This window comes from Herbaspirillum camelliae (assembly GCF_001929405.1).
In the GTDB taxonomy this organism is placed as follows: Bacteria; Pseudomonadota; Gammaproteobacteria; order Burkholderiales; family Burkholderiaceae_D; genus Herbaspirillum; species Herbaspirillum seropedicae.
Window position 1 is genome coordinate 3691471 of record NZ_KV880769.1, and the last position, 16476, is coordinate 3707946.

Annotated in this window: 18 protein-coding genes; 1 reads left to right on the forward strand and 17 read right to left on the reverse strand. The window is 64.7% G+C overall.

Translation table 11 applies throughout. The features are described from left to right. Positions 1-28: 28 nt before the first annotated feature. The 10 genes from BGK68_RS16510 to BGK68_RS16555 are packed head-to-tail and all read right to left on the reverse strand — an operon-like array spanning position 29 to position 8588. The gene (locus tag BGK68_RS16510; RefSeq protein ID WP_075257975.1) at positions 29-754 is read right to left on the reverse strand and encodes a DsbA family protein; all 726 of its coding nucleotides are present in this window, start codon (positions 752-754) and stop codon (positions 29-31) included. Between the two features lie 12 nt (positions 755-766). After that, positions 767-3646, reverse strand: coding sequence for a conjugative transfer ATPase (locus BGK68_RS16515; RefSeq protein ID WP_075257976.1), 2880 nt, complete (start codon positions 3644-3646; stop codon positions 767-769). 1 nt (position 3647) lies between these two features. Then, on the reverse strand, positions 3648-4091 hold the full coding sequence (locus BGK68_RS16520; RefSeq protein ID WP_075257977.1) for a TIGR03751 family conjugal transfer lipoprotein: 444 nt from the start codon (positions 4089-4091) through the stop codon (positions 3648-3650). After that, positions 4072-5523: a TIGR03752 family integrating conjugative element protein gene (locus tag BGK68_RS16525; protein ID WP_075257978.1), complete on the reverse strand. Its 1452-nt coding sequence runs from the start codon at positions 5521-5523 to the stop codon at positions 4072-4074. Before BGK68_RS16525 ends, BGK68_RS16520 begins: the two co-directional genes overlap by 20 nt. Further along, on the reverse strand, positions 5513-6436 hold the full coding sequence (locus BGK68_RS16530) for a TIGR03749 family integrating conjugative element protein (protein ID WP_075257979.1): 924 nt from the start codon (positions 6434-6436) through the stop codon (positions 5513-5515). Before BGK68_RS16530 ends, BGK68_RS16525 begins: the two co-directional genes overlap by 11 nt. After that, positions 6433-7161 (reverse strand): PFL_4703 family integrating conjugative element protein, encoded by a 729-nt coding sequence (locus BGK68_RS16535; protein ID WP_075257980.1) that lies wholly within the window; start codon positions 7159-7161, stop codon positions 6433-6435. Before BGK68_RS16535 ends, BGK68_RS16530 begins: the two co-directional genes overlap by 4 nt. Continuing rightward, positions 7158-7583: a TIGR03750 family conjugal transfer protein gene (locus BGK68_RS16540; RefSeq protein ID WP_075257981.1), complete on the reverse strand. Its 426-nt coding sequence runs from the start codon at positions 7581-7583 to the stop codon at positions 7158-7160. Before BGK68_RS16540 ends, BGK68_RS16535 begins: the two co-directional genes overlap by 4 nt. A 12-nt stretch (positions 7584-7595) precedes the next feature. After that, complete coding sequence (locus BGK68_RS16545) at positions 7596-7964, reverse strand: TIGR03745 family integrating conjugative element membrane protein (protein WP_075257982.1); 369 nt, start codon at positions 7962-7964, stop codon at positions 7596-7598. A gap of 22 nt (positions 7965-7986) precedes the next feature. Continuing rightward, positions 7987-8226 (reverse strand): TIGR03758 family integrating conjugative element protein, encoded by a 240-nt coding sequence (locus tag BGK68_RS16550; protein ID WP_075257983.1) that lies wholly within the window; start codon positions 8224-8226, stop codon positions 7987-7989. Continuing rightward, positions 8223-8588: an integrative conjugative element protein, RAQPRD family gene (locus BGK68_RS16555; RefSeq protein ID WP_075257984.1), complete on the reverse strand. Its 366-nt coding sequence runs from the start codon at positions 8586-8588 to the stop codon at positions 8223-8225. Before BGK68_RS16555 ends, BGK68_RS16550 begins: the two co-directional genes overlap by 4 nt. A 682-nt stretch (positions 8589-9270) precedes the next feature. On the opposite strand from BGK68_RS16555, the gene BGK68_RS16560 reads away from it, so the two are divergent. Then, positions 9271-9804 (forward strand): cytochrome b, encoded by a 534-nt coding sequence (locus BGK68_RS16560; RefSeq protein ID WP_075259866.1) that lies wholly within the window; start codon positions 9271-9273, stop codon positions 9802-9804. An 80-nt stretch (positions 9805-9884) separates the two neighbouring features. Here BGK68_RS16560 and BGK68_RS16565 read toward each other — a convergent pair whose 3' ends face one another. Genes BGK68_RS16565 through pilL2 form a run of 7 tightly spaced genes read right to left on the reverse strand, consistent with a single transcriptional unit; the run spans position 9885 to position 15905 of the window. Next, a complete protein-coding gene (locus tag BGK68_RS16565) occupies positions 9885-10634 on the reverse strand; it encodes a TIGR03747 family integrating conjugative element membrane protein (RefSeq protein WP_075257985.1) in 750 nt (249 codons plus the stop codon). Next, positions 10631-12793, reverse strand: coding sequence for a type IV conjugative transfer system coupling protein TraD (gene traD, locus BGK68_RS16570; protein WP_075257986.1), 2163 nt, complete (start codon positions 12791-12793; stop codon positions 10631-10633). Before traD ends, BGK68_RS16565 begins: the two co-directional genes overlap by 4 nt. A gap of 15 nt (positions 12794-12808) precedes the next feature. After that, positions 12809-13345 (reverse strand): integrating conjugative element protein, encoded by a 537-nt coding sequence (locus tag BGK68_RS16575; protein ID WP_075257987.1) that lies wholly within the window; start codon positions 13343-13345, stop codon positions 12809-12811. Further along, complete coding sequence (locus BGK68_RS16580) at positions 13342-13941, reverse strand: lysozyme family protein (RefSeq protein WP_075257988.1); 600 nt, start codon at positions 13939-13941, stop codon at positions 13342-13344. The genes BGK68_RS16575 and BGK68_RS16580 overlap by 4 nt, the downstream gene beginning before the upstream one ends. Beyond that, complete coding sequence (locus tag BGK68_RS16585) at positions 13926-14654, reverse strand: TIGR03759 family integrating conjugative element protein (protein WP_075259867.1); 729 nt, start codon at positions 14652-14654, stop codon at positions 13926-13928. The genes BGK68_RS16580 and BGK68_RS16585 overlap by 16 nt, the downstream gene beginning before the upstream one ends. Before the next feature lie 13 nt (positions 14655-14667). Continuing rightward, entirely contained in the window at positions 14668-15315 is a 648-nt protein-coding gene (locus BGK68_RS16590; RefSeq protein WP_075257989.1) for a hypothetical protein, read from the reverse strand. Beyond that, positions 15312-15905, reverse strand: a complete 594-nt coding sequence (gene pilL2 / locus BGK68_RS16595; RefSeq protein ID WP_075257990.1) for a PFGI-1 class ICE element type IV pilus protein PilL2 — start codon at positions 15903-15905, stop codon at positions 15312-15314. The genes BGK68_RS16590 and pilL2 overlap by 4 nt, the downstream gene beginning before the upstream one ends. Positions 15906-16476 lie beyond the last annotated feature (571 nt).

The following is a 16476-nucleotide window of genomic DNA, read 5'->3' on the forward strand; positions in this document are numbered from 1 at the left end:
ACGGATGGAATGAGCGAGCACGAAGCGTTCATCGCGCTGACTGACGCAACGTCTCGCCAGCCGACGTGTCGGCCAACCAGTCGATAGCCGACAGCAAGGCATCACCCTCGACAGGACCGGGCAACACGATGGTCTTGCCGGACTGGCGATCGCGCACTTGTAGGGTTGGCGTAGCCTGGATGCGGAGCTTGGCGGCCTCGGCGGATTGAGCCCGGATGGCCGCGTCGGGACGATCGCTGTCGAGACAGCGCTGTACGTCCGGCGTGAGGTCGGGATACGGCACGCCGGGCGGCAACCCCTGGCCATTGCCGCCGGTGTGCGTGTAGATCCACGTCACCGCTTTCCAGAAGGCTGCATGTCCGCCGGCCTCACCCGCGCACTCCGCGATCCGCGCCTCGGCGGTAGCCGCCGGATCGTGCATCGCCAGCGGCAGGTGATGCCACTGCCAGTTCACGTCTGGATGGGTGTCGATCCAGCCCTTGAGCACCGTGAAGTAGGTCCGGCAGTACGGGCACTCCAGATCGGCGAATTCGACCACCGTGTAGCGGGCGTCGGCGCGGCCATAGATCCAGGGCGGCCCCGCTGTCAGAGACGGCGCATTGGCCAGCACGGCCGGCGCCGGCGTGACGGTGGACACCGCATCACGCGATGATGGGCCGTGAGCCATCCACCAGGCGGCAATGCCCAGCAACACGACCACCGCCAGACCGACCAGAACACGCGGGCCGAGCGGCATAAATGGGAACTTGCGCATGATGTCCTCCCTTCAGGCCAATGCATCGAGCGGGAGCGAGGCGATACCGCGCGCGCGGTCGATCTTCTCCGCCACTTTGAACGCCGCGTCCAGTTCGCTGATGCCGTACTGCTGCATCAACTGGTAGCGTTCGGCTTTCTCCTCGGGTTCGGTCATCGCCATCGCGAGGTAGAGGCTGGGCGGCACGGCGCGGAACAGCACTTCCATGCTCTTGGAGAGGATGACGCCCTCGCTGAACTTGCCGGCTTCTTTGCGCGCTGACAGCATCAGCGCCTTCTGCGAAGGGTTCAGCTCGCGGAAGCGCGCGATCTTCTCGACTTCGTCGGGTGGCATGGACAGGCAGATCCACCACTCGATCATGTTGAGCATGGGCTCGGCCGCTTTCGGCAGGTCGTCCAGGTTTTGCGTTGCTAGCCAGAACCACGCACCGAGCTTGCGCCACATCTTCGTGATCTTGACTACGTAGGGCGCGAGTAGCGGATTCTTCGTGATGATGTGCCCTTCGTCGGTGACGTTGATGATCGGCCGCCCGAGGAACTGGTCGCGCTCGGCGATGTTGTTCACCGTGTTGATGAGGCTGATGTAGGCGATCGACAACTGGGCGTTGTAGCCTTCCCGTGCGAAGGTCGCCAGATCGACGATCGTGATGTCCGCCTCGGGCCAGGGCGTGCCGGCCCGGTCGAACATCTCACCGTCGACACCCTGGCAGAACAGGTGCATCGCTTCGGCCATGTCCAGCAACCGGGCGCGCCGCATCTCCGGCAGCGTCGCGTCGTTGCCGCGCTCGCGCAGCGCGTCGCGCACGTCGCGTGTGAGCACCGGACGTTTGTCTGCGACACAACGTTGTGCCGCGTCGAGAATGCACTGGCGGATCAGGCTGCGGTCGGCGCGCGTCATGCGCGCTTCTTCCTTGTCTTCGCCGCCGGTGATCATCAGCCGAGCAGTGATTTCCAGTTCGCCCAGCACGTCGCGCTGTTCGTCGCCCTCGGCCGCAGCGGTGGCATCTGGCTCTTCGTCCAGCGCATCGGCATCAAGCGTCTGCACCTGGCTTGGCGTAGCAACGAGCCGCCACGCATCGGCGAACGGAGCCAGACTGACACCCGCGCCCGGCGCGAGTTTCACCCGATGCACTGACAGCCCCAGCCGCGCTGCAAAGTCGCCGAACAGGCCGAACGAGTTGCCGGCTTCGACGATGAAGAGGCGTGGCCGGTAGATCGCCGTCACCTGGTTCAGGATGTTGTTGAGCGTGGCGCTCTTGCCCGAGCCGGTCGGCCCGAACAGGAACAGGTGTGCGTTCATCTGCCGGTCGAGACGGTTTAGCGGGTCGAACGTAATCAGGCCGCCGCCGCGGTTGAAGAAGGTGATCCCCGGATGGCCCGTGCCCTGGCTACGGCCCCACACCGGCGCGAGGTTCGCCGCGTGCTGCGCGAACATCAGTTGCGTGTACCACTGGCGTTTGTCGGCGGACGGGTCGAACACGGCGGGGAGCCAGCGCAGATAGCTGTTGAGCGGCGCCACTTCGTCTTCCTCGCGCACCGGTTGCACGCCTGCGTTGAGCATCACGTTGACCAATTGCAGACCGCGTGCATCGAGTTCGTCCATATCGTGCCCGCGCAGGTAGAGTGCTACTGCACCGCGGTACAGCTTGTGCGCGCTGCCGATCAGGTTGCGCGCCTGCTGCACGTCCTGCCGAGTTTGCTCGGAGGCAAGTGTTTCGCCGACGGACTTCTTGCTCAGGTGGTTCAGATGGGCTTCGAGCACGTCCTGCGGCGTGGCGACCAGGGTGAGGCACAGCACCGTGTCCTCGGGCATCTGGTCCATCAGCGCATTGAGCGCGTCGCCCTTGCGCGTCTCACCGGTCAGGTGGCCAGTCGCCGGTGGCGTGCGCAGCCGGTCCATCGAGATGACCCGGTGCGGCATGCCGTCGAACATCCACGTCCCGTTCGTCAGATCGGATCGAGGCTGACCGAAGAACAGCCGCTGCGCGAAGTCGGTCCCGCTGGCCAGCTCGATTTCGCCCTCCTCGTGCTCGTCAGGGTAGCGGGTGAGCGCGTAGAAGCGTTCCCGGTCCTCCGGCGTGTCGCCGAGTATCGTCGGCGCCGGGTTAAACCAGCGCAGCAGCCAGGCGTGGATGTCCGCGGCGTCGAGCCGCTTGGCCTTCACACCGGCGTTCGCCAGGCCGCCGGTAAGCCGGTCGCAGATGGTGGTGAGTGCCTGCTCGGGCGTCTGGCCGCGACGGGCATTGGCGACTGTGGGCGTGCGCCGGTAGACCACCATGCGCATGCGCCTGACCTGTCCACGCCAACGCAGGCGGGTGATGGTCGTATCCTCGAACAGGCCGCCCGGCGTGGCGATTGCGCGCAGGTGGTGTGCAAAGAAGCGGAGATAGAACGCACTGAAGGCGCTGTCTTGCGCACGGGGCCGCAGATAGGTCTGCAACGTGCCCAGATAATCATCGAAGTCCGGTTCGTCCTGTGCGTAAAACTGCACCACCCACGGATGCTCGTCGAACTCGTCGAACGAGTCCTGCAAGGCGTTTTCCACCGCGTCGCGGGCCCGCCACAGCCAGGCCATCTCGCGGCCCTCAGTGCCGATCGGCAGCAGCTCGAAAAAAGCGGCAACGGATTGACCATCGTCCAGCAGCATGCTTTTCGAGCCCGGCAGGTATTCGGCCCAAGGCAATAGATCGACGAACGACGGCGCAACGTCGTAGAGCGCCTCGACGTCCGCCTGGGTCGCCGGCTTGCGCTTGCCACGACGCAAGGCCTCGCCCGGCGTGGGAATCCCATGCGCGTTGAGCTTGGCAACGTGCCGCTCCCACGCATCCGGCACGCCGGCCTCGGTGCCGGCGCTCGGGACGGTCTTGCGCGGCCACGGCAGCGACCAGGCCATCTCAGTAGTCCTCCAGCCGTTCGCCCGGCATCGCGTACTGAACGCGCTGGTACAGGGGAAAGACGGTTGTGTAGCCGGGCACTGGCACCGGGTCGGTGCCCGCCAGGTGCGGGAACACGTACATCACTAGGTCGGGGTTCGGCAGCCGGTGAAACTGACGGTAGATTTCGTTGGTCGCGCTGCGCGTATAGGCTGCACTGGCGGCAGGCGTGTTCTGCACATCGGCGTCGGTTAGCGGGCGACGCAGTTCCTGGCGCGCGTCGAGCAGTTGGCGCGCGGCCTGACCACCACCCGCGCTGCCGCCAGTCTCCTGATTCCAGACGTCGAGCATTGTGCTGTCGCCATGCGGTAGCAGCTTTTCCTTGCTGGTCGCGCAACCGCCGAGCGCGACAAGGATTGCGGCGACCAGCAGGCCGGCCGCGCCATCAGTCCAGATCCGGTGCATGCGCTTCTCCGAGTCGGTGGTTGACCCGACGGCCCTTGGCGTCGTAGTCGATGTTGAGCGGATGGTCGAGATGCACGGCAACCTTGGCGCCGGGCGGCACGTAGATCGCGGCGAAGGCCTGACCGTAGAGCTTGCCGACCCACTGCGACATTTCCTGCACGCCACCGGCGAGAATACGCCCCATCGCCTCGTTGCCCGAGATGCCGACCGTGCCCAGCGAGCCGTTGCTGTTGCTGATGTAGGAGACGCTGCCGTTATCGGACTTGATGAGCGAGGCGGCACCCGCGCCGGCCGCGGTGATCAGCGCCTGCGAGCCGAGGTATTGCACAGCGTTGCTGCGCTGCTCGCCCGACACGCAGGGGATGCCGTAGAGGTCGCTGATCCAGCCAAGGCCGCCCTGGACGGTGTTGCCGTTCTGGCCGTTGTTATTGTTGGTGCTGCCGTTGGCGTTGCCCGCGTCCTCCGGCACGGTGCGAATCGTGCCGTCCTGGAAGACGAACGTGACCGAGCGGACTTGCCCACGCACGCACGAAAGCGTCCAGTCGCCCGATGCCGTGCCGCTGACCACGGCGCCCGCCACATCAGGAATGTCGATGCCGTTGGCAGTCAGGTTGTCGGGGCCGATCAGTACTTTGAATGGATACGGGTCGTTGACCGTGCCGTCGATCGGCACGCGGCCGATCAACGCGGTCATGGCGATCGAGCCCATCAGCGTAGCGTTCGTCGGCACGGTGTAGGCCGGTTTCGCGGATGCACCCAAGGCCTTCTCGCCGGCATCGGCCACCGTGCCGACCGTGCTGGACAGCGTCTTCTGCGCAGGGCCGAAGCTCATGGGAAAGGCCGGCCCCTTGCCGTTGTTGCCGCTGCTACCGTTCTTCGCGTCGGGCTTGGCGTCATCCGGTTCCACCCAGCGCGTGTCGCCAGGGCCGGTGCCGAAGTTCTTGCCATCGCCATCTTGCAGCCCGAGGCCCACCGGCAGATCGGCCTGGTTGCCCTTGTTCGTCAGGCCGTCGAGGCGCTTCTGCAAATCCTGCAACAGGCCCTGCGTCTGCTGGCGGTCGCTCGCGACCTGATCCCGGTCTTGCTGTAGACGACTGTGTTCCCCGTCGAGCGCGCTCTGGATGCGCTGGTCGATCGCGCTTTCGCGTGCGCGCAGGCGATCGTTCTCGGTCTTGGCGTTCTTGTTGTCGTTGAGCGAGGTCTGTAACTCGTTGCGCAGCTGCTTGACCTGGGCGACCAGCGTGGCGACGGTATCGCGCGGCGTGTCGCCCTCGATGCCCAGCACCTTCATCTCCTCGGGCGTGAGCTGGCTGGCCGCACGCTGCGGGGCTGACTTGTTGTCGGTATGGCCGGAGAACAGCTTGATGCCGACCCACACGACGGCTAGCGCCATCGGAATCATCAACCATTTGAGCAGGCCGTTACTTTTCATCTCGACCTCCTTCGACCTGGCCGGCCGCCGCAGCAGGCGGCAGGTTGACCACGGAGTTGATGGGGGCGACTGCCGGGAGCAGCGACTCGGCCAGGCCGTGGCTGCGGGTCACGAGATAGAGCACGGTGGTATCGGTGGATTGCCCGGCCGGCCCCAGGTTCGGATGTTGGAACGTTGCCGCCACGAAGTCGCCTTGCAGTGCGCGCGGGTCGAGATCAACCCAGTGATCGGTGGTGTTGGTGAGTTGCACTGCCGTCACCCAATGATCTTCCAGTCGCCAGGCGGCGAGCGCACGCGCCCGCACGGGCAACGTCGGCAGCAAGGTGGCAAGCGTCAGACCACGACGCAGATTCGCGCGCCCGATACCGGCGACCGGCTCCACCGTGCGTAGCGGCGCGTAGAGGTTTTGCGAAGCGTAGCGCGTCAGCACGACGGGAATGGGCGTCTCGCGCGCGGCGGCGGTCTTGTCGGGAGCGGTGGTAGCGTCGTCCGCATCGCCTGCCGGGGCGGTGGCCTTGCTGCCGTACCGCGTGGCGGTGGCAGCTTCGTCTTCCACGATGCGCACCGGCTCCAGCGGGGCCTGCCCGTCCTTCGGCGGCGTAGCGGCAATGTCAATCAGGATCAGCGCGCCGGATTCCACGTCCTGCAACTGCAACCGCGCCGGCGCAATCGCATCGCTCGCGCGCAGGTAGATCGCGCCGCCCGCACTTTGTACGCGCAAGCGGTTGGCAATGTCTGGTGGTACGCCGACGCGTACGTTGCGGTCGATGAACACCACGCGCTCCTGGCCGACAACGAGCGGCACGGCCAGCGGCATGCGCACCCAATGCAGGATGTCGACGGCATGACCGGTGGATGCGAGCCCCAGGCTCAGGGTGAAGGCCGCCAGGGCCGACAGGACAAGGCGCTTCATGGGGTGTCTCCCTGCGGGGGGGCCGCCGTGCCGGCGGGCGTGCTGGTCGGTGTGCTGACAGGCCCATTGATGGGGGTGCTGGTTGGGGTTGGCACCGATGCGGCTTCGATGCGCTGTGGCGTGCCCACGTAGCAGTCGAGCGCCAGGCCAAACGGGTTGTGCTCCGGGTCTACGTCCATGCGTACGACCTTCAACGGGTAGCGCACGAGCGCCCGCTTGACCTGGTCGCCGCCGTAGTATTCGTCAGCCATCACGTCGAGCGTGACGATCCAGTCGCCGTTGGAAACGACCTTGACGCGAGTGGTCGGGTCGTCGCCGTAGCCCCGGCCCGGAATCTCGTAGATGCCGCGCACCCGCTGACGCAGTTCACCGTTGCTGCGCCGGTACTCGTAGTCCTGTTGCAGGAAGGCACGGCAACCCGGCGTGAGATAGGCCGACAGCGCGCGCAGGTTGCGTGGGTAGTCCGCCTCGCCATCCGTGGGCCAGCGTTGAAGCTGCTGCCAGATGTAGAAGCTGAAGGCATACACGCTTTCGGGCGGCACGTCCCACCAGCGGCGCGTGCTGCCCGAGCGCAGGTCAGGCGGAACGTGGATAGTGAGATTCTTCGGGGCGCTCCACCAGCCGAACGCGAGCAGCAGCGTCACCACGAACAGCGCACCAGCCGCGAGCCGCAGCGTCTTGACGTGCGCCTGCAAATGCGTGATCTCGTTGCGGAAGCGGCTCATGCGGCACTCCGGGAAGCGGGACGCGGGCCGGCCTGGCGCCGGGTGGTCCAGGTGCCAGAACGGGTGATGAGGGAGCGTCCGCCCAATAGCGTGGCCAGCGCCGGGTAGTGCAAGGCGAGCCACCACTGAAGCTGCCGGTAGAGCCAGGTGTCGGGCCGGCCTCGCTTCTGCCGTCGCAGGAAGCCGCCGCCGGCGAAGATGCCCAGTGCGATGCCGGCCACGATCAGCGTCGGCACCATGGCGATGCTGCGCGTGATCCAGGCCAGCGGCAGACCGAGCGCCAGCCCCGCCGCAGCCGATAGGCCGGTGCAGATCCACAGCTCGTCGGCAGTTAGCCCGCGCACCACCACCGGCTGGCGGTTTAGTCGGTGCGGCAGGAACGTGACGAGGCCGTCGTGTGTACTGACAGGAGTGTTGCTCATGGCCGCCTCGCCTCACAGCACGCCCGTTGCCTTGGTCAGCAGCCAGATGCCGATTACGAGCAGCATGGCACCCACGGCAACCGTGAGCCCGAACTGCCCCCAGGTGGCACGGCCGGTGTGGATTTCCGAATAGCGCGTGTAGGCGTGGTAGCACACCCCGATGAACATCGAGGCGACCACCAGCAAGGCGACCAGCGTCACAATGTCATACCCATAGTTCTGGAGCGTCTGTAAAATCCCGCTGCCCTGACCGCGCGTGGGATCTTCCATCTTCGGCAGCCCGGCGGGAAACGCCGAGAGTGGCATGGCGGCGAAGATCAGCGGAACGAACGGGGCGACGATGCGCGCGGCGGTGCGATGGGAGTGGTGACGGTTGCGCATGGCGGTACGGCCTTTCGGGGAATCAGGACAGGAGAAAGAAGGTCAGCACCACGTACATCGCGAGAAATCGCACGACGACACCGAGGAACTGGCGTTGGGAGAGGCGTTGCTCGGCCCAGCCGACGTAGGCGGTTCGCATGGCCCACACGCCCCACAGTAGGAGCACGGCGAATACGATGCTGAGCACGACCGTGGAGACAGCCGTGGGGGTGAAACCGCCGTTGGCCTGGAAGGCGGCGATCTGGTCGGCAGAGGGCGTCATGGCGTGGGCGCCTCCTTGCCGTCGGTCTTGTCGTCATGGGCGTAGTCGCCGACCAGCGGTACGGGGTCCCGGGGCTGGGCGCGCTGCGGCACGAGATAGTCCTGTATGCCAGCGCGGACGCGCTTCACGTCGTCGCGCAGGCGGGCATAGTCGAAGTGGTAGCGGGTACGCTCCTGGGGCGAGACATCGGCCGCCTGTTCGGCCAGGCGGTCGAGTAGTTCAAGCTGGCGCAAAAACGCAGCCAGTTGTTCACGCTCGGTCGCGTCGTCCGCGGCGATCGCGGGTTGGAATCCCGAAGCGATGAGCAGCATCGCGACGAAGGTGTGTCGCCAGGTCGATGCGTAGCTGGAAAGGGATGCCATCGTGCCGTGCTCCGGGAATACGGATGGCACGATGCTGAGGCGGAGTGCGCATGAGCGCCACAAACAATCGGGACTGGATCGATACCGCTTTCAGGTCGATGCTGATGTACACGGCCTTACGCGATGAGTTGGATCGCAGACGACGCACAGACTAGGCATGGACATCATGAATTTTATGCCGTCCTGAGCATGTCCTGGGAACGGAACAGCGATCCGCTGATGCCATCTGTCCACCTCAACTGAGGGAGGGAAGCGACACGATACAAGCGTGGCATTTGTCCATTCTTCCTACCTGCGGGCTGCAGGGGACAATAATGGCAGCCACAGGTGCGCGCATTGCATGCGGTTCTGCGCCTGTGTCGTGGTAAAATATACGCGTGATGCATATTGGGGATAAGCGTTCCCGTGTGTCCGAAATCACTGCCCTGATGCTGTACCAGGATGTGGCTACCCGGCTCTGCTGATAGCCCGGTTGAAGTACTAAGCGTGTCCGATTGCGATGTTACTTTGTGCCACAGGACTTCGCCAGCAAAGGTTACGGTGGCGCATACCACTTAAGGTAAGCTTAAGAAATCACGTGTACTGTTTTACGTCTCGCTGCTGCCCACTGGCGGCGCAATCGCATCAGCCCTGGTATGGCTTCTTTAACATGCGTCCAGGTCAGATTGACGGGGAAGGGAAGATGGAAAAATATTCGCGTGTGCAGATCTTCCTGCACTGGCTGGTGGTGCTTCTGGTTGTCACGGCCTATGTGACCATAGAGTATCGCGACATCGGTGGTAAAGGCACAGTGACAAATAGTGTCATGAAGTCGATTCATTTCACGTGCGGATCAGCCATACTGATCCTGATGCTTGTTCGCCTCTGGCTGAGAAGGCGTTTACCCCCTCCCGCCGTAAGGCCCGTATTGCCGCCGTTCGCCGCGGCGCTGGCAACTGCAGGGCATTATCTGTTGTTTATCCTCTTCATCTCGCTGCCGGTACTGGGCTTATTAAACCGCTATCATAGCGGAAAGGTATGGCACCTTTTCTGGTTCACCGGCCCCGTCGCGGCCGTGCCCAATCCGGCCGTTGCTGAATCGCTCCTCCATTTGCATGAAACCCTGGCAGTTTGTGGTTACTGGCTCATCGGGTTGCATGTGCTGGCGGCGCTTTATCATCATTTCATCCGCCGGGATAATACTCTGTTGAGGATCATGCCCGATAAGCGACGGTGAGCGATGACAACGTGGCGCGGAGGAAACTGAGCCTCGATGCGGGTGCGGCGGCACTCGTGTTTCCGGGCTGATGACGAACGTCATACGTACTTCTTGAAACTTGATACTGTTATATCCATTGCCACACTTAGCAGTGTTGCGGCCGGCAGTAGGATAAGCAAAGGATGCACGCTGATCGGTAGCGCCAGGTACGTCACCCATGGCAACACCGCTAGCGGCATCAGGCTCGCCCTGGCGCGGTGGTGGAGGAAGCCGGACTCATGACCTGCGCCGAAGCGGCGAACATCCCGGCGAACGAGACCGTCCACGAAACCAACGAACGCCGCAAGCAGGAAAAGCGGCAGCGTCAGCACCAACACGAAAAACCGCACGAGGAAGGTCAGTAACGTGTAGGCCGAAGCGATCAGGTAGGCTTCCACATGCACGTACACGAGCGCCATGGTGTAGCGAAAGTCATGCGCCTGATTGCGGGTCCCGGCACTCGCCTGCGCCGAAGCATCGCGTATCCAGTCCAGCAGCCCGCTCCTGACGAACAGCCAGTCGTAGGCGTGTTCGACCAGCGCGTGCGCGGTGCGTCCCGGATCCTGCACGAGCGCGCTGCGCGTGAAGTGGGTCGAGAACTGATCCAGCTCGTGGTTGAGCATGGCTTGGGCGTGATGCCAGCTCTCCTGCGGCCAGAAGAAGTGCATGCCGACGCACTCGATCACGATGCACAGCAGCAGCGACCCGCACAGCACGCCGAAGAAGCGGAACGGTAGCGTGACGAGGCTGGCGACAGCACCCTGCTGTCGCTGCTGCGCGCGCTGCGCGACAACGGCCGGGTCGCTCACGATCCAACCTCGTCATCGACGGTCGCCAACTGCCTGAAGTCATCCAGCAGGTCGTCCGGCAGCGCGCTCTCCTGCAACCCCGGCAGTCCTTGGTTTTCCCACCAGTCGCCAGCATCGACGTAGTGCTGCCGCATGTAGCCTGCCAGTTCCTGTAAATCTCTGGGCATGGCCTCATCGGCGTCCGGTGCCGGCAGCGGCATGCGGACCTTCCAAAGGTTGCCACCCTCGATCAACGCAAAGCACTGCCCCTTGGGCAAGGCGACGACGTGCGCCGGCTCGATCAGCGGCACGCTGGTGCTGCTGATGCGGTCCTGGGTGTTCGACGTGAATGCCGTGTTACCGCGCGGATCGGAACTGTCGGTCGCGCCGCTCACCAGCGACGTTGCGTAGACCTCGACTTTCGGCAACTGGCGCGTCAGCAATTCGGCGGTGGCCGTCTCCCGCACGCGCAGCATGAACAGGTTGTTGAAGTTGCCGATGACCTGGCCGGCCTTGGCGCGGTTGCCAATGCGTGCCTCGATGTCCGAAAGTGTCTGCGTGTACGCCGTGACTTGCACGCCGGCGCCGCCGCCCTTGTTGACCATCGGGATGAACTCGTCGCCCATGAGTTCATTGAACTCGTCAGCGTGGACGTTGATCGGCACCTTCACGCCTGACATGGCACCCGGTAGCCCGTCATCGACGCCGAACTTGTAGATGTGCCCGGCCACCGAAACCAAATCCGAGAACATGGAGTTGCCGACGGCCGAAGCCACTTCCGCATCGGACAGCGCATCCAGCCCCACGTAGACCACCGCACGTTTGCGGATGATCTGCATCCAGTCGAAGATCGGGCGCGGGTCGTTGAGGTCGGAATAGTTCGGTGCGAGCAGTTGCGCGATCTTGCCAGTGGTGAGCTTTTCCAGAAGCGGCAGCAGTGACGCGACGATCTTGTCGAAGTAGGTACGGTCGTAGCGCACCGCGCTGCGCAGCCCGTCGAGCACCGGGTCGTAGATGCGCACCTGCGACAGATACTGTTCCAGTGCCACCACGCGCTTCTCGCGCCCGATCATGTTGCGCGGAATGGTCTTCTCGTTGAGCTTGGCCTCGATCTGGACGATGACCTCCCAGGCCTTGGGTTCGGTCTTGGCAAAGAAGTGCTGGGCGTACTCGATGAACAGCGCGTCGATGTTGATGACGTGGCGTTGGATCAGCAGGTAGTCCGGGCGCTGCCCCAGCTCGACCAGCGCACGCGCGATGATGTTGACGAAACGCCACGCAAACTCGCGGAACGCCGCGCTGTTGCCTTCGCCAGAGAGTTGGCCTGCAATGCGCGTGGCGACTTCCGAGATACGGCCGAAGCGGCCCACGGCATTGTAGCGTGCCGAGACGTCCGGCCAGCCCAGGTGGAACACGTAGAACTCGCCTTCACGTCCAGCGCGCTTAGCCTCCACATACATGCGCTTGAGCAAGTCTGCGTCGCCCTTCGGGTCGAAGACGATGACGACCTCATGCTCGCCAGCGGCGTTCTTACGGCGAATGTCCTGGGTGATGAACAGTTCCGCCAGACGCGTCTTGCCCACGCGGGTCGTACCCAGTACCAGGCTATGGCCGACGCGCTCGCCCAGCGGCAGCGTGACGTCGACCTCTTTCGGCTCGATGCCGTGCAGGCGTGGCAAGCCGCCGACCGGGGGCAGTGGTCGTGCGGGATTCAGCGGGCTGTCCCACGTCAGCGTCTTCGCGAGTTTGGAAAGCAGGAGTGGCGCGAACTCCAGCCGTTCTTCCAGCCGGCGCGCGACCTGGTAGATCGTGGTTGGCTCCACGTAGCGCAGGAATTCGGGCCGGTAGGTCTGCATCAGGCGATGCGTGTGCCGCTGGTCCCAGTGGAATCCGCGACCAACGAACAGCCGCTGCTGGCTGACCGGCACGTCGCGGCTGGTCATCACGTAGCGCGGCAGACGGCGAATGTTGCGGCGGTAGCGTAGGATGACCCAGGCATCCCGCAGCCGGATCGCGCCGAAGATCAGGAAGGCAAGCGCGCTGGCCAGGCCCAGCAACGGACTCAGCGCGAGCGACCAAGGTGCCATCACGCACAGAAGCGCGGCGCCCGTGCAAACGGCAACGGTGTATAGCTCTACCGCTGGCCGCAGCAGTACCTCGATGTTATGGGGCTGGGCCATGGCGGACGCCGCACGTCAGGGTTCGATGCCGGTAGCGGTAATCAGCACCGGGTAGTGTCGAATGCCCAGCCGCCCGGCCAGGTCGTCTCCCGAGACCGGCGACAGCATCAGGTCCGGCGCGAGACGTCGCAGCGACGCCAGTGCCTCGGGCGAGGCCACGTTGACTACCAGCCCCACGGCCTGAAGATCGTGCAGCGCGCTTTGTCGTTGCCGCAGCCAGGCACGCGAGCGATCGTCGTCTCCGATAAGAAAGAGCGGTGTCAGGCCCGGTGCGCGGATTACCCGACGCGGTTCGTCACCCGGCGACAGCCTTGCGGAGCGTACCGGCAGCATGGCCGCTTCGACATCGGTCGGATTGCCGATACGGGGAGCCGGGGCCGACGCGGGCGGTGCGTCGGAGCCAGCATCCTGGGGATTGAGCACCTGGTAATACGGCAACGCGGAAACCCCGCCGCGGTCTTCGATCACGACGAGCGGCGTGGTGGCGCTCTGCGCGTGAGCGGTCGATGCCGCAAGCAGCCCGAGGGCCAAGGCGAAAGCGATACGGTTCATGGTGTCGTGTTCACGAAAGGAAGGGAACCGACGGGGCCAAGCACGCGCGTCAGGTGCCGATGGACACTGCGCCGGTAGCGGGCCGCCGCTTCGCCACCGGCGGGACGGTGGTAGCGTCCGATGGCGAGCAGCCAGTCCTCGCCCGGCAGGTGCTGCTCGCGCAGGATGTCGGCGGCGATCGCTAGGTTCCGGTACGGGTCGAGCAGCTCGCAGGGAACGGCGTAGCGATGGGCCTGGTAGCCGAGATTGACCTGTCCGAGGCCAGCATCGATGCGGCTGGCGGGAGCGCGGGCCAGGGCGCGGCGCAGACCCGCGCAGGCTTCGGCGCGGGTGGCGTAGCGTTCGCTGTTGCCGGCGACATTGAGCGTCCACGGCCAGGGGATCAACCGGTCCCGCAGCTTCGCCCCGCTTTCCTGCAAGGCAACCGCGTACAGCACCGGCGACGGCACGCCGGCCTGCTGTGCGGCGAGTTGGTAGGCGGGTGGCGGAAGTTCCTGCGCCTGCACGGCCAATACCGGGATGCCGGCACCGAGCAGCCACGCCATGCCGATAGCGGCGCACGCCCGGCTGGAACGCCTTCTTATTGACGCTGCCATTGCCCGTTCACCTCGCGCATCACGGCGGGCAGTTCGCCGGGCAAGCCCAGCGAGAGCCAGCGGCCGCTGTCGTGGTTGAGCGTGATCGTGCGGGCGCGCACCCGGGCCGGGTCGATGCCAGCCTGCGTCGCCCACTGGCGAATACGGGCATCGTCGCCACGGCTGCCGACCATGTAGAGGTCGAACGGCGTGCCGGCGGCTTGGAGTTGCCGCACGCGCTGCTTACAGGAGGTGCAGTCGGCCTTGATGAACACCGCCGTCCGACCGGCACCGGTATGGCCGACGCTCGGCGCTTGAGGGCTAGGCAGGCTCACGCGGGGCTGACCGGGGAAAAGCCGCTGCCAAGCGGCGTCGTAGGCGCGCTGGTAGGCCAGCGTCTTGTCCACACGCCGGGCTTCGGCCTGCACCTGCAACTCCGCGTAGCGGTTGCGTTCCTCATCGCTGCGCGCCTCGATGCCGAGGGCGGTCAGCGGATCGAGGCTGGGCGAATAGACGCCGAGCGGCCCCTGCATCAACTGGCGGTAGCGCGCCCACTCTTCGGCGCGCAGGCCCCAATCGCGCGCTTGGTGCTCGTCGAGCGCGGTGTCCGTGCTGGTTTGCGTCTGGCTGAGATTTGTGCCGGAGGGTGTCGTCGGTGCCGACTGCGCACGGGCATGCAAGGACGCCAGGCTCACTGCGCAGGCGAGGCAGATGGCGATGTCGGACTGTCGCATCATGGCCGTCGTCCTACGGCAGCGCTATGCGCTGCGGCTGACCGTTCACCAGAAACAGCGCGGCATGGGCTTCGATGGATTGGAGCTGCCAGCCGCTATCGCTGTCGCCTTCGCGCAGCAGGCGTACGTTGGCGAGCGAGATCGTGGCCGGCGGCGCGATCGACAGAAAGCGTTCGCCGCCGCGCAGCTCCAGGCCGACGCCCCGGAAGGGCGGCACCAGCACCTTGGGCTTGACCGCTACCGGCACGCGCGGCCGAAGCACGGCAGGCACTGCCGCCCGGAGTTCCTGCTGACGGGTTTCGACGGCGCTGACGCGGCCCTGCAATGCTTGCAGGTCGCTGGCATGCGCGGCGTCGGCCTGCGCCTGTTCGAGGCTGGCGAGGCGGTTTTCCAACGCCTGCCGGGCCGCGGCGACTTCGGCCTGGCTTGCTGGCTTGGGTTGGCGCTTACCGGCTTCGGCCTGTTGGGCCAGTTCCTTGACCTGCTCGGCGAGTGCTTTGATCTGCGTTTCCTGCGTGTCGCGGCGGGCCTGCTCGGTGAGACGGGAGAGTCCGACGCTGTTGACGACGGCGATCAGGCTGATGAGCAGCAGCCAGATGCCGGCGGCGATCTTGAACCAGCGCGTGGGGCGGTCCGCTTCGGGAGTTTGGGGAAAGGTCATTGCAGCGCCTCCCAGGGTTGGAGCGCATCGACGGAATCGGTCGCGGATTCAACGGGGGCGACGACGGGTGTAGCCGTGGTCGGTGGCGGCGCGGCGCGGCGGTTGAAGCACACCTGCCGGGTGGTTTCGTCGATCGACAGATCCCAAGCGTCGGAGGCGGCGAGCGTCAGCAAGGCATCGCGCAGCGACAACGGCCCGAGATGCAGATGCGCGGCTGGCAACGGCAAGGCGAAGAGCCTGCCGGTATCCGGGGTATCGCAGAGCCGATAGCCGGAGCGCAGGAGCACGTAGCGCAGCGCGTCGCCCACGGTCGCGTCGAAGGCGGACGGAATGGAAATATCCACCACCTGCTGCATCAGGTCGCGCTGCGCCTGGTCTGGAACCAACTCGACCAGGGTGTAGCGGCCGTAACGGACCACCGGGACGAACTCGGACGAAAGTGCCGGTACGAAAGTGGCTGGCAGTTCGGGTGGTGCCGGCGGTGGAAGTGTCGTCGCGCAGCCACCGGCCAATAACGACCACAGCAGCCCGAGAAGCCACCAGAAGGGGCCGCGGTCGAAATGATGGAACAAAGGATGGTTGGGGCACATGGCTCGGTGTCCTGAAGCATTGAGCCCATACCATCCCCGCGCCGGCTTTGTAAGGCAGCAAACAAAGCGCACCGCGCGGCGTCCGTTTTCATAAAGAAGAACGGCCGTGTAGGTATAGCAATAGGTGTAAAAGTATGGCGCCATACCGCACCGGGCATCAGACTCGGCGGGCGGACTACCGCAAAGAGAGTTGTCTGTTAGGTGTCGTCTTAGAACGTGTTCAAAGTCTTTTAAGCAAAAGAGCGAGAAATGCCAGGTGGATGAATTGCAAGCTGGTGTTAAACTAATCATCTTGATCGGAAGGAAGCCATTTTCGCTTACCGATTTATTCGAAGCGAAATGGCCGTTCTCGTTGTTGAGGTGGCGATTGATTCTTAGCCAGCCGACTCCGTATCGCTTGTACGAGTTTCGCGAGGCCCGTTCTAATACGTTTTTAAGGTTTGCAGAAGATACTCTGTGTCCAATGCCTTGGATGTAATGACCCAGCGAAACCTGCTCAAGTTATGCGGCTAAAGCAAACGCCTCAGCCGGTGTCTTCATGCCCAGCGCCTGATGCGGCCGCGAGCGCGCT